This is a genomic window from Rhodococcus sp. DT1, assembly GCF_049844875.1.
Taxonomy (GTDB): domain Bacteria; phylum Actinomycetota; class Actinomycetes; order Mycobacteriales; family Mycobacteriaceae; genus Rhodococcus.
The window spans coordinates 728,079-741,242 of sequence record NZ_JBNCLW010000001.1 but is presented as its reverse complement, the minus strand read 5'-3'; the positions used below and the strand labels follow the sequence as shown (position 1 = coordinate 741,242).

General features: G+C 67.7%; 9 protein-coding genes. 6 read left to right on the top strand and 3 right to left on the bottom strand.

Going from position 1 to position 13,164, the window contains the following annotated elements:
• Positions 1-329: 329 nt before the first annotated feature.
• The 4 genes from rox (at position 330) to ACLQ3J_RS03475 (ending at position 4,757) form a co-directional block, all read left to right on the top strand.
• Entirely contained in the window at positions 330-1,760 is a 1,431-nt protein-coding gene (gene rox / locus ACLQ3J_RS03490) for a rifampin monooxygenase (RefSeq protein ID WP_425902166.1), read from the top strand.
• Positions 1,761-1,815: 55 nt separating this feature from the next.
• Positions 1,816-2,403 (top strand): DJ-1/PfpI family protein, encoded by a 588-nt coding sequence (locus ACLQ3J_RS03485; protein WP_296549668.1) that lies wholly within the window; start codon positions 1,816-1,818, stop codon positions 2,401-2,403.
• A gap of 65 nt (positions 2,404-2,468) precedes the next feature.
• Positions 2,469-3,236, top strand: coding sequence for a MerR family transcriptional regulator (locus ACLQ3J_RS03480; RefSeq protein WP_425902280.1), 768 nt, complete (start codon positions 2,469-2,471; stop codon positions 3,234-3,236).
• Between the two features lie 426 nt (positions 3,237-3,662).
• Complete coding sequence (locus ACLQ3J_RS03475) at positions 3,663-4,757, top strand: hypothetical protein (RefSeq protein WP_425902164.1); 1,095 nt, start codon at positions 3,663-3,665, stop codon at positions 4,755-4,757.
• A gap of 63 nt (positions 4,758-4,820) precedes the next feature.
• Here the strand turns inward: ACLQ3J_RS03475 and ACLQ3J_RS03470 are convergent, their stop codons facing one another.
• Positions 4,821-5,450: a class F sortase gene (locus ACLQ3J_RS03470; protein WP_296549665.1), complete on the bottom strand. Its 630-nt coding sequence runs from the start codon at positions 5,448-5,450 to the stop codon at positions 4,821-4,823.
• A 29-nt stretch (positions 5,451-5,479) separates the two neighbouring features.
• Here ACLQ3J_RS03470 and ACLQ3J_RS03465 point away from each other — a divergent pair, with 29 nt between their 5' ends.
• Both ACLQ3J_RS03465 and ACLQ3J_RS03460 read left to right on the top strand, forming a co-directional pair.
• Positions 5,480-5,842 carry a hypothetical protein gene (locus ACLQ3J_RS03465; RefSeq protein WP_425902163.1) on the top strand — a complete coding sequence of 121 codons (363 nt, stop codon included), beginning with the start codon at positions 5,480-5,482 and terminating at the stop codon, positions 5,840-5,842.
• A gap of 341 nt (positions 5,843-6,183) precedes the next feature.
• Positions 6,184-9,717 carry a trehalose-phosphatase gene (locus tag ACLQ3J_RS03460; RefSeq protein ID WP_425902162.1) on the top strand — a complete coding sequence of 1,178 codons (3,534 nt, stop codon included), beginning with the start codon at positions 6,184-6,186 and terminating at the stop codon, positions 9,715-9,717.
• Between the two features lie 26 nt (positions 9,718-9,743).
• Here the strand turns inward: ACLQ3J_RS03460 and ACLQ3J_RS03455 are convergent, their stop codons facing one another.
• Positions 9,744-12,491 (bottom strand): cation-translocating P-type ATPase, encoded by a 2,748-nt coding sequence (locus ACLQ3J_RS03455; protein WP_425902161.1) that lies wholly within the window; start codon positions 12,489-12,491, stop codon positions 9,744-9,746.
• A 161-nt stretch (positions 12,492-12,652) separates the two neighbouring features.
• A complete protein-coding gene (locus ACLQ3J_RS03450) occupies positions 12,653-13,102 on the bottom strand; it encodes a hypothetical protein (RefSeq protein WP_169622240.1) in 450 nt (149 codons plus the stop codon).
• Positions 13,103-13,164 lie beyond the last annotated feature (62 nt).

Below are 13,164 nucleotides of genomic sequence, written 5' to 3'. Positions count from 1 at the left end.
ACAACGGTAACCACAACTCGACGCAGATGCCGGATGTCACCCATTCGGGGACTGTGGCGACTGCCCGCGCGCGACCACATGCGGATCGACGGGTGGGCCGGTCGGATCGCACTACGGGAGGGACGTCGGAAACGACGAAGGCAAGGAGTCGTGTGCTCCCTGCCCCTTTCAAGATATAGCTCACCCCCGGTCTTGCGGCAAGACCCCCGGTGTCCTGCACAATCGCCGTTCGAGGCCAGGACCTGCACACATGCAGGGTTACGCGGCATCCACGCCACATCGCCGCCTGGCCGGCGCACCGGATCCACTTCGGACGAACGGGGGTTCTCATGATCGACGTCATCGTGGTCGGGGGCGGGCCGACCGGCATGATGTTGGCCGCCGAACTTCGGCTGCACGGATTGCAGGTGGTCGTACCGGAACAGGACACGGAGCCGACCCCGGTCGTGCGCTCGCTCGGGTTGCACGCGCGCAGCCTCGAGGTGATGGACCAGCGCGGCCTGCTCGAGCGGTTCCTCTCGCACGGAAAGAAGCACCCGGTGGGCGGTTTCTTCGCGGGCATTCCCGCACCGGCCCCGGAGGGTCTGGACACCGCACATCCGTACGTCCTGGGCATCCCCCAGCCCGTCACCGATCGCCTGCTGACCGAACGCGCATCCGAACTGGGCGCGTCGATCCGGCGCGGTTGCACGGTCGTCGGACTCGAGCAGGACGACGACGGTGTCACCGCGGTGCTGACGGACGGAACGCGGCTGCGCTCCCGATATCTGGTGGGCTGCGACGGTGGTCGCAGCACGGTGCGCACGCTGCTCGGGGTTGCGTTCCCCGGCGAACCGTCCACGGTGGACACGTTGCTGGGCGAGGTGGAACTGACCGCGACGCCGGAGACGATCGCCGCCGTGAGTGCCGAAGTCCGGAAGACGCAGCTGCGGTTCGGCGCGATGCCTGTGGGTGAGGGGCGGCGCTATCGGGTCATCGTGCCCGCTGCCGGGGTGGCCGAAGACCGCAGGGTCCCACCGACCCTCGACGAACTGCGGAACCAGATGCGGAGTGTGTCTGGTACGGACTTCGGCGCACATTCCCCGCGTTGGTTGTCCCGGTTCGGCAACGGCACCCGGTTGGCAGAGCGTTACCGCGTCGGCCGGGTGCTACTGGCCGGCGATGCCGCGCACATTCATCCACCGACCGGTGGGCAAGGGCTCAATCTCGGTGTCCAGGACGCGTTCAATCTCGGCTGGAAGCTGGCCGGCGCCGTGTGCGGGTGGGCGCCGGAGGCACTGCTGGACAGCTACCACGACGAGCGGCACCCGGTCGCCGCCGACGTACTCGACACCACCCGCGCGATGATGGAGTTGATGTCCGTCGAACCGGGCCCACAGTCTGTGCGCCGCCTGATGACGCAACTGATGGATTTCGACGTGGTGAACCGCTACCTGGTCGAGAAGGTCACCGCGATCGGAGTCCGCTACGACCTCGGCGACCCGCACGACCTGGTCGGCAGGCACATGCGGGATGTACGCCTGGAACGCGGGCGGCTCTACGAGCAGCTGCACGCCGGTCGAGGACTGTTGCTCGACCGCACCGGCCGCCTGTCGGTGGCGGGCTGGGCCGACCGCGTCGACCACATCGTCGATCCCTGCGAAGAACTGGACGTACCAGCGCTGTTGCTGCGCCCGGACGGCCACGTGGCATGGGTAGGCGAGGACCAGCGGGATGCGGAAAGTCGCCTCACACGGTGGTTCGGCGCCCCCGCCCGCTGAAGCTCCCCGCCGGCCGCGCGCACTCACCGCGCGGCAGCGACGATACGATCGCGCCGTGGCAGCGACTCGGTACGGCATCCTCGTCTACGACGATGTCGAGGTGCTCGACGCGTTCGGGCCGTTCGAGGTGTTTTCGGTGGCCGCGCGCCTTTCGGCAGGTAGTCCCCGTGGAAGCGCCGGTGCGACACTCGTGTCTGCATATCCGGATCGGTCGATCGTCACCGCCCGCGGCGGTCTGCGGGTGTGTACCGACGTATCGATTGCCACCGCACCGGAATTCGATGTGCTGCTCGTGCCGGGCGGTGTCACGCAGGTCGCCGAGAGCGATCCGGACCTGCGTGCCTGGATCGCTGCGCGATCGTCGACACCGATCGTCGCCTCGGTGTGTACCGGAGCGTTCCTACTCGCCGTCGCGGGTGTGCTGACCGACCACCGCGTCACCACGCACTGGGACGACCTCGCCGAACTCGCGCGCCGCTTTCCCGAGTTGACGGTGCTGGACGGGCCACGCTGGGTGCACGATCGCGGCATCTACACCTCCGCCGGTATCTCGGCAGGCATCGACCTCGCCCTGCACCTGGTGTCCCTCGTCGACGACGATCTCGCGCGGCGCGTGGCCCGGCAGATGGACTACCGCGGATAAGGGATCGGGGTTCGGAGCTTGACCTTCGAGTCGAGTCGAAGGTTTACCGTCGACGTGTGGGCACGATGCTGATTTCCCAGTTCGCCGAACACACCGGCGTCCCAGCGACCACCCTGCGGTACTACGAATCCGCAGGGCTGGTCCCGGCCGGCCGAACCGACAGCGGATATCGCATCTACCGGCAGCGTGATCTCGACCGCGTCGGGTTCATTCAGGCAGCCAAACATCTAGGACTCAGCCTCGGTGAGATCCGTGAATTGCTCGCGGTGTGGGAGCACGGTTCCTGCGCCGCGGTGCGTGCTCGGCTACGGCCGAAGACGGCTGCACGCCTGGACGACACCGATGCGCGGACTGCGGAGCTCATCGCATTCGCCGACACACTTCGACGGGCACTTAGCTGGCTCGACGACATGCCCGAACGCGCCGAGCCGTGCGATGCCACCTGCGTCGTGCATGCACCGGACACTCGCACTCGGGCACACCATCTGCCTCTCACCCCATCCCGCGTCGCGGACACCGGCGGGTCCGCGACCCCGATCGCCTGCTCGCTCGGCGGCGCCGACCATCGCACCCGCGCGCACCAGTGGCGCCGGCTGCTCGCCGGCGCCGTCCGCGAACCGAGCACGGCAGGGGTCCGGTTGCGGCTGCCCGTCGACCGAGCAGGTGCTCTCGCCGAACTCGCCGCAGCAGAGCAGCAGTGCTGCCCGTTCTACGACTTCACCCTGCATCTGAGTGGCAGCCGGGTGGTTCTCGAGGTCGAGGCACCACCGGAAGCTGCGGGGATGGTGCGCGAGTTGTTCGGCGAGGACACGCACACTCGTTCGGATCACTGAGCGTCGGTTCCGGGTTCGCGGCAACTCCCGCGCAGGTCGAGGTACGTCGACACTCCCACCCGGCACGGCTGCCCACTTTTTTCCCCCCGAGACTCGCCGTCCGCGGGGCCTCGTAGGCGCCAGGAAGGGGGTGCACAGTTTTTCGCACCCCTCGGCGAGTAACTCACCATAAGAGGGAATTATGACGATCAGGACGTAGACGGCTGCGGGCGCGTTTTGAACGACTCCCACGGTCTCTGTGATGGAGAGGCCTTGTTACTTATTCGTTTCGTATCAGTTTGCACCGCTAGTTTTCCCAGTTCAGTCCGTTTCATTTCATTTCGTTTCGTAATTCATTTCGTTCTTGTACGGATACAAAACGTAGATTAGAGTCGTGCATAGCCCGATAAGCGGCGTCGGACGCGCATCCCAGACACGAGGACCCCCATGAGCACCCCTTCCCCCGATACCTCCCGCCCGGAAAACGACCACGGCGGGGATCCGTCCGGGCAACCTGAAGGTGCACCCGCGCGCGTGGGCCGGCCCCGCAAGTACGCGTCGGCCGCCGACCGGGTACGTGCCCACCGCGAACGCGAACGTGCCAAAAAACAAGCGGCGCTCTCCCCCGCCGCCGCGCAGGCATCCACACCCGACGACGCGATTTCCACCCTGGCCACGACCACGACGGCGTTGCGGACTCTCACCGCGACGACACTCGAGCAGTACGCAGCAATCGCGACCCGTATCACCGAAGCGGTCGACAAGCTGACCGACGCAGAGGCCGTCGAAGCGCAGATGACCAGAGCTGCGACCGAACTGGCCAAGGTCCGCGCCGACGCCGACGCCAAGATCGCGCGACTGCGCGAACAGCTCGCGCAGGCCACCGAGGATCGCGAGAACGCCGATGCGGCGGTCGTCGCTGTCGACGCCGAACTCGCGGACGCGCGGGCCGCCCACGCCGAACAGGTCCGTCGGCTCCAGCAGTCCCATGAGGAAGAACTCACCCGGGCGAGTGACGACCATGCCGACACGCTGCAACATCTTCAGGGCCGGCTCGCCGATGCCGAGTCCGAGCACAACCGGGTCGCCGCCGAATATCGGGAGACCATCGAGGAACTCGAGGCCAGCCTCACCGGGTGCCGTCGCGCGCTCGACGACACCGCCGCCGAACGAGATCGCATCCGCACCGAACTCTCCGAGACACGCGACGAACTCGGTCGGGTTCGGGCCGCGCTCGAACGCGAGTCTGCAACCGTCGCCCGCCTCGAGTCCGAGTTCGGCGCCGAACGCGACCGGAACGCCGAGCTTCGGGATCACCTCGAGCAGGCCCGGGTCTCGGCCGCCACCTCCCGCGCCGCGGAGACGGCCTCCCGCGAGCGCAGCGACGAGCTGCGGGCCGAGTTGAGCGATCTGCGCACCGAAGTCGCCCGGTGCCGGGCAGAACTCGATGCCGCGCGCACGGAACTCGTGCGAGCACGAATGACGGCGGATTCGGTGAAGCATCCGCGCGACGATTCGGCACGCGTCGATCCACAGAAGTAACGGCCGGCCGTTGCGGACGGGGCTCCGTATTCCTTTCGGCCGCTGAGCCGTTGCTCCCGCCGGCTACGGGGCAGGTACCTCGGCGACGGGACCGGTCGGCACCGCGAACACGAAGTCGTTGTTCGCGTAGCCGAGCGGCGGTCCGACGAATTCCCCGCCGCACGTGACAAGCAGCAGCGTTTCAGGACCATCGAGCCGGTTGATTTCGTCGAGCGGGAGGTTTCCCTCCTTGCCCACGCTCAGCAACCGGTCCACGCGGTACTCGCGTGCGCGCCCGTCACCGGTCGACACGGTCAATTCGTCACCTTCGCGCACGTCGGCGAATCGCGCGGCGAACCCGTCTCCTTGATCGACGTCGTCGACGTGTCCGGTCACCACGATCGCACCGCTCCCCCCGCCGGGCATCGCAGAGTCCACCCACCAGCCGAGTCGTGAAACATCTTGCGGGGGAAGCAATGTGCCGCTCGCGTCGGTGGCGACCGGGTCGGTCGGCGCGGTGACGCCGTCGAGCGTCAGGGACACCGGTGCTGCCGGGTCGTCGGCGATCGCCGCGACCGGTGGCGGCATGTCCTTCTTGCCCTCCGTCACCGACGCCGGGACGGAGGCGGTATCCGGATCGGAGGTGGTGGCGCAGCCGCCCAGAAATACAAGGGCGGCTGCGCACACAACGGTGATGCTCGGTCGTGCCCGCATGTCAACGACCGTAAATCGATCCGGCAGGGATGGATTGCACCGGCACCCGCGCATCGGGATCGCGATGGACCGGCGGCGTACTCGGACTATCCGGAACCGGGGCATGCGGCGGCACGGTGCTGTGCGGGTGCGTCGGTTGCGGCGTCGTCGATGACGGCGGTTTCGTGGGCGGTGGTGTGGTCGTCGGTGGTTTCGTGGGCGGTGGTGTGGTCGTCGGTGGTTTCGTGGGCGGCGGTGTCGTCGTCGGTGGTTTCGTCGTCGGTGGTGGAGTCGTCGTAGGCGGTGGTGTGGTCGTCGGTGGTGGAGTCGTCGTAGGCGGCGGTGTCGGCGGCGGTGTCGTTTGGGCCGTTGCCGCCGTCGGCGCGGACTCTCCGGTATCGCCCGGGATCTGAGCGCCGGCTCCGCCGGCCACAGCCACGAGCAGTGTCGTTCCGAACAGCGCGGCGAGGAATGGAGATGCTTTTCGCATGGTGGGTGCCTCAATTCGATGACCGAATAGGTGGGTACCCCGACGTATGACATGTCGCAGGGACGCCCACGGGCGTTAACGATTCCGGAAGTCGAGACCCACCCGACGCAACTCCGATACCGCGCCGTGTCCTCTCCCGGGTGCCGGACGCTCGATTCCGCAGTATCGACAGGTCTCGTCCTTTTCGAACTCGCGCCCACACCACCGGGCTACTGTCCGGAGTGGAAGGTGGGAAGGCTGTTCTCGTTCCGTCCGGGAGGCACTGTGCAGAACGACGAGGGTGACACCGCTGACCGGCCGCTCATCGACCTGCGGCATCACAGCGCGGTCGTCGTCGATCTCGGGGTCGTTCCGGATTTCGCGTCGGTTTCCGGTGCCGAGGGCACCGGAACGTCCCGTCCCGACGAAACCGAGGGACGAGCAGACCCGGTGACGGCACTGCTGCGCCGACTGGACAGTGCCGGTGTGGGGATGGCGGTGTTCTCCCCCAGCGGACATGCGAAGGAAGCGTTGGAGACCGCGGGCCTCAGCGGCCCGCTGTCCGTCGCGGTGAACGAGACGACACCCGAGGGGGCCGCGGCACGCCTGGGTGCCAGGCCGTCGTCCGCCGTGCTCGTCACAGCCCGCGGCGAGCACGGGGTGCACCCCGGGCATCGTGCCGGGTTCGCCCTGGTCATCGAAGTCGACGGGGAGGGACGCGAGCGGGATCCGATCGTCGCGGGCGCAGACGTGGTGGTTCGGGACCTCGGCGAGATCGGACTGCGGGCAGATGATCGCCCCCTCTCGGACATCCCCGACGCCGCCGCGTCCGATGCGGAACTGGCGGCGTTCCTGCGGGTCCACGAACCGGTCCTGCTACTCGACCTCGACACCGCCACGGCGGATACCGAGCCGACCGAAAACCTTCGGAGCACTCTGGCGAGGCTGGCGGAAACATGCATCGTCGTGGTGCTGAGCGAACGAGACCTGACGGGCCTGCAGGACCGGCTCGGGATACCCGGCCTGTGGTACGCAGGCCGACACGGGTTCGAACTCGCCGGACCGGGCGGCGAGGAGTACGAACACCCTGCCGTACTCGCCGCGGCGCCCGGTGCCGACCGAGCGCCCGGTCACGCGGATGGCGGGAAAATCGGTCCCGCACCTGGGCGGGACAGGGGCACAGCACTGCACTGGGTGCTCGAACACATCGCCCGGGGAAAGTCCGTGCTGCCCGTGTACGTCGGAGGCGATCGCACCGACGAGGACGCGTTCGACGCGCTGCCCCGTGGCGGGATCGGGGTCGTGGTCCGGCACGAGGCCGGCGAGGATCGGCGGAGCGCCGCCCGGTTCGCGGTGAACGGCGCGGCCGGGGTGCAGGAGCTGCTGGATCTGGTCGGCGACATGCTCGAGCGCAACCCGCCGGATGCGTCCCGGGCCGGTGCGTGGACGCTGTTCTACGACGACTACGACCCTGATTCCGAGAAACTCCGAGAATCGCTGTGCACCGTGGGAAACGGGTTCTTCGCCACGCGCGGGTGTGCGCCCGAAGCAGTCGCCGGTCCGACCCACTATCCGGGCACGTACGTCGCCGGCCTGTTCAACCGGTTGCAGGACGACCGTCCGGGCATGACGCTCGTGAACGAAAGCCTGGTGAACACGCCCAACTGGCTGCCGCTGACGTTCCGGATCGACGGTGGACCGTGGTTCGACGTGGACGCGGTCGAACTGCTCGATTATCGCCAGTACCTCGACCTGCGCCGGGCGGTGCTCACCCGCCGGGTGCAGTATCGCGACGACGCCGGGCGGACGACGACAGTGGTACAGCGACGGTTCGTCGCGATGCATCTGGCGCATGTCGGCGCGCTCCAGACGACGGTGGTGGCGCACGATTGGTCGGGCCTCGTGGAGTTCAGGTCGTCGCTCGACGGTTCGGTCCGCAACGCGCTCGTCGACCGATACCGTGACCTGGCCGATCGACATCTCGTCCCGATGGACGCGTGCGAGGTGTCGCCCGACTCGGTGATGCTGAGCATGCGGACGAACCAGTCGCATGTCCCGGTGGCAACGGCAGCACGCACCACCGTCCGGTCCAACGGCGAACGGCACGACAGCACCTGTCAGTTCTTCGAAAGTGACGGCAGCATCGGTCATATCGTCGCTGTCCGCGTCGACGAGGGGCGAACCGTCACGGTGGACAAACTGGCCACCGTGTTCACCGGTCGCGACCGTGCGGTGTCCGATCCTGCCGACGCGGCCACCCGGCTGTTGTCGGCGTCGGGCACGTTCGACGAGATCCTCGACGGTCACGTGCGGGCGTGGGAACTCCTGTGGGACCGGACCCGGATCACTCTCCGCGATCGGCCGGATGCGTCCCGGATTCTGCGACTGCATATGCTGCATCTCCTCCAGACCCTGTCGCGGAACACCGCCGATCTCGATGCCGGTGTCCCGGCCCGGGGCCTGCACGGCGAGGCCTACCGCGGACACATCTTCTGGGACGAGTTGTTCGTCTTCCCCGTGCTCAACCTCAGGAAACCGTCGCTGACCCGGTCCCTGCTGATGTACCGGTACCGCAGACTGCCGGAGGCACGCCGCGCGGCCCGTGCCGCCGGTTACCGGGGCGCGATGTTCCCGTGGCAATCCGGAAGCGACGGACGGGAGGAGAGCCAGCAGTGGCACCTCAACCCGCGGTCCGGGCGGTGGCTGCCGGACCCCAGTGCGCGGCAGCATCACATCGGCATTGCCGTGGCCTTCAACGTGTGGCAGTACTACCAGGTCACCGGAGATCCCGCGTTCCTCGGTGAGTACGGCGCCGAGATGCTGGTCGAGATCGCACGGTTCTTCGCGAGTCTCGCCACCTACGACAGCACCCGGTCCCGATACGTGATCCGCGGGGTCGTGGGACCGGACGAGTTCCACTCCGGGTACCCCGACGCTCCGTACGACGGCATCGACAACAACGCCTACACCAACGTGATGGCGATATGGGTCATTCTTCGTGCGATGGAAGCGCTTGCCACACTTCCTGATCCGGACCGGACCGACCTGATGCACAGTCTGCACCTCGACGCGGACGAACTCGCCCGGTGGACCGACGTCACCCGGCGGATGTTCGTTCCGTTCCACGACGGGGTATTGAGCCAGTTCGAGGGATACGCCGATCTGGCCGAACTCGACTGGGACGGTTATCGCGAGCGGTACGGAAACATTCAGCGGCTGGACCGGATCCTCGAGGCGGAAGGCGACGATGTGAACCGGTACCGCGCCTCGAAACAAGCCGACGTGGTGATGCTGTTCTACGTGCTCTCGGCCGACGAACTGCGAGATCTGCTCGGACGCGCGGGTTACCGGTTCGAACCGGCCGCGATCCCCCGCACCATCGACTACTACCTCGCGCGCACGTCCCACGGATCGACCCTGAGCGCCGTGGTGCACTCGTGGGTCCTCGCACGCGGTCATCGCGACGAGGCCGTGGAGTACTTCGAGAGAGTTCTCGTCTCGGATGTCACCGATATCCAGGGTGGCACCACCCGCGAGGGCATCCATCTTGCGGCGATGGCGGGAAGCATCGACCTGCTGCAGCGGTGCTTCACCGGACTCGAGACACGAGGCGACCACCTCATCTTGAACCCGCAGTGGCCGGAAAGCCTCGGTGCGCTGGAGTTCCCGATGCGCTACCGCGGACACAACCTCCAGGTATCGGTCCACGGGCGGAAGGTGGAGGTCACCGCCGGGCCCGGAGACCACCGCCCGATCGAGGTGATGTGCCGCGACCGGACAGCCACTTTGCAGCCCGGATGCACCGTTGCGCTGAGCTGACGGGGCGCGAACCCTCGCGGGGCCGCTCATCGGGCGTGGCGGCGGGCTCTTCTGCGCAGGAGTTCGTCGCATCCCCACACCACGACCGGAAGCGGCAGCAACAGCGCGAGCTGCCACCACTCGGGCACCGCAGTACCGAACACTTCCCGGAGTACCGGCACCGTCACGATCACTGCCGCGAAGCACACCTCGAATACGATGCCCCACAGCAACAACGGGTTGGTGAACAACCCGATGTCGGCGAGTGATGCACGCTGCGTGCGGGCCGCGGTGGCGGTGCCTATCTGGCACGCGACGATCGCCAGGAACGTCATGGTGGTCGCCTGCTGCCAGGTGTGGTGCAGCGGACCGGAGCCGACGTCGGCGCCGAGCGACCATCCCCCGGCCACCAGCGTGCCGAGGAACAGCGCCAGCACCAGCACCGTCGAGACACCGCCGAGCACCAGCCAGGCACGGACCATCATGGATCGGTCGATGACCGACTGGGCCCGCGTCCTGGGTGCGCGTTCCATGAGTCCCGGCTCTGCGCGTTCACGTCCCAGCGCCAGCGCAGGCACCGTCTCCGTCCCGAGGTCGATCGCCAGAATCTGCATCACGGTCAACGGCAGAGGTATGGCCCCGCCACTCAACGCGTACAGCAGGAACGGCACGACCTCCGGGGTGGTGTGCGCGAAGATGTAGACGATGAACTTGCGGACGTTGTCGTAGACCCTGCGGCCGGCCTCGACCGCAGTCACGATGGTCGCGAAGTTGTCGTCCGTGAGAACCATCGTGGCCGCTTCGCGCGCCACATCGGTACCCGACTTGCCCATCGCGATACCGATATCGGCGCGGCGCAACGCCGGAGCGTCGTTCACGCCGTCGCCGGTCATGGCCACGATGTAGCCGGCACCCTGCAACGCGTCGGTGATCCGCAGCTTGGACTCCGGCGAACTGCGCGCGAAGATCAATTCGCCAGGAGTCGCGAGGACCGCGTCGAGTTCGCGGTCGGACATGCGGTCGACCTCGTCACCCCCGAGCACGGTCAGTCCGCCCCGCCCGATACCGACGCTCTCGCCGACACCTCGGGCGGTCAGCGCGTGATCGCCGGTGACCACGATCAGGCGTATCCCGGCGTCGTGGCATCGCGCGACCGCGTCGGGCACCTCTGCGCGGGGCGGATCGATCATGGCGGCGACACCGAGCAACACCAGGTCGTGTTCGGCGTCGTCGCGTTCGGGCAGCGACCCCGCTTCGGGATCGAGACGGCGTTCGGCAAGCGCGAGGACGCGTCGTCCCTGTCGTGCCCACGAATCGACGACACCCTCGACCTCGAGGCGATCGGCGTCCGTCAGTTCGCGGTCGCCGCCCACGCCGACCGCGATCCGTGTACAGCGGGCGAGCACGACCTCCGGCGCACCTTTGGTGTGCACCCAGGCACCGCCGGGACCGTCATCGACCGTGGACATGCGGCGCAGCACGGAGTCGAACGAGTAGAGCGCCAGGCGACCGGAATGCTCGGCGGGTACGTCGACACCCATCGCCTCGGCCGCACGGAGCAGCGCCAATTCGGTCTGGTCCCCGGTGCCTTGATCGTCACCGGATGTGTCCTTGCGGCGGATCGTCGCATTGCTGCAGCACACCGCAGCCCAGGCGAGGCGAGCAGGCGGCGTGTCGGGTGCCGGGCGCTCCGGCGACCCGTCGAAGTCGAGGACGCCGGCAGCAGTCCACATTTCCACCACGCTCATCTCGTTGAGCGTGAGCGTGCCGGTCTTGTCCGTGCAGATCACGCTCGTCGAACCGAGTGTTTCCACCGCGGAGATCCGTTTGACCAGGGCGCCCCGCCGGGCGAGGATCCGCACCCCGACCGCCAGGGCGAGCGTGATCGTCGGCAACAGTCCCTCGGGGACGTTCGCGACGAGCAACCCGATCGCGAAATCGGCGGCTTGTGAGAGCGACAGGCCCGCGAAGATGGTGCCCAGCGGAATGAAGGCGATCCCCATCCCGACCGCCACCAGCGCGATGAGCTGCGCCACCCGCTTGACCTGCTTCTCGAGCGGGCTCTCCTCGTGCCCCACTCGCTGCGACAGGGCGGCGATCCGGCCGAGTTCGGTGCGCATGCCCGTCGCGAACACCACTGCGGTGGCCTCGCCCGCCGTGCAGGAGGTTCCACTGAACACCACGTCTCGTGCCCTGATGAGGGGCACATCGGTGCTGCCGGCGTCGACGCGTACCTCGACCGGCGCGGATTCACCGGTCAGTGTCGACGTATCGATGTCCACCGCCCCGGACAACAGCCGAGCATCCGCGGAGATGCGGTCGCCCTCGGAGACGACAACGACATCACCCGGCACCAGCAGGTGCGCTTCGACCTGAGTCTCCTGTCCGTCTCGCAGCACCCGCGCATGCGGTGGCAGGTAGGCCGACAATGCTTCCACGGCTTGTTCGGCGTGACGCTCCTGCACGAAGGCAAATCCTGCGTTGAGGCAGATGACGACGACGATCGCGACGGCCAGCGGCCCCGAACCGGAGACCCAGGCGAGGAGAGCCGCCACCCACAGCAACAACGCCAGCGGATGGACGAGCTGGCGCAGCAGCTCGCGCCAGGCCGGCTCGCCTTTCTGCCGGACCAGGTCGTTCGCGCCCACCTGGGCCAAACGCCGTTCGGCCTCTCTGGCCGAGAGGCCCTCGGTGCGGGTACGCAGATCCCGCAAGAGGCGGTCGAGCGACTCCTGCGGGTCCGTGACGGAGAAACCTCCGTCCGAGACCGGTGGCGATGTCGGTGAACTCGTCATGAGGGAACCGCCTCTGCGCCGATGCGGTGTCGGTGCTGGGAGTCAGGGCCGCTGAGTGCAGAGTCAACAGGGCGACGGCGTTCCTCGTGGGAGGAACGAGGCACCACTTCGGTATCGATCGCCGTTCACGGTGCGTGCGGGCGGGTGTGTCCCGCAGCGGGCTACGGCATCGTCGTATCGGTACGGGGCAGTTCGTCGGGGAACCGGAGGCTGCATCCCAGTTCGTCGGCGGACGCGGTGCTCCAGCCGTCCCGGAACCAGGCGACACAGGTGTCGGCGACGAGGCGGACGTCGCGGGAGAACAGATAGCCGTCGGTGCAGTCCTCGAAGTGGCCGTCGAAGTGCCACAGGTCCAGGACCAGCCCGTTCGGGGTGTGGTCTCCGAGCAGCAGGTGCGACAGCTCGATACGTGAGCGGCGGAGCATGAGCACACCGTCGGCGAGCACATGGATCTGCGCGCACACGACCTCGGGGTCGTCCTCGGACGGCACATAGTCGCGCGGGCCGATCTCGAGGACGAATCCGGCCGGCCTGCCGGTGAGCGACGCGACGAGCCATTGCGCCATGTCGTCCCACGTCGTGGCACCCGAACCGGCCCCGGGATCCGGCATCTCCCCTCCTACGGTCGCACGTTGTCGCACGACCAGAATAAGGAAACGCGCCGACACGGGCG

Excerpts from the sequence above, each read along its gene's own strand:
- rox (WP_425902166.1), top strand. The coding sequence starts at position 330 with ATGATCGACGTCATCGTGGTCGGGGGCGGGCCGACCGGCATGATGTTG.
- ACLQ3J_RS03480 (WP_425902280.1), top strand. The coding sequence starts at position 2,469 with ATGCTGATTTCCCAGTTCGCCGAACACACCGGCGTCCCAGCGACCACC.
- ACLQ3J_RS03475 (WP_425902164.1), top strand. The coding sequence starts at position 3,663 with ATGAGCACCCCTTCCCCCGATACCTCCCGCCCGGAAAACGACCACGGC.
- ACLQ3J_RS03470 (WP_296549665.1), bottom strand. The coding sequence starts at position 5,450 with ATGCGGGCACGACCGAGCATCACCGTTGTGTGCGCAGCCGCCCTTGTA.
- ACLQ3J_RS03465 (WP_425902163.1), top strand. The coding sequence starts at position 5,480 with ATGGATTGCACCGGCACCCGCGCATCGGGATCGCGATGGACCGGCGGC.
- ACLQ3J_RS03455 (WP_425902161.1), bottom strand. The coding sequence starts at position 12,491 with ATGACGAGTTCACCGACATCGCCACCGGTCTCGGACGGAGGTTTCTCC.
- ACLQ3J_RS03450 (WP_169622240.1), bottom strand. The coding sequence starts at position 13,102 with ATGCCGGATCCCGGGGCCGGTTCGGGTGCCACGACGTGGGACGACATG.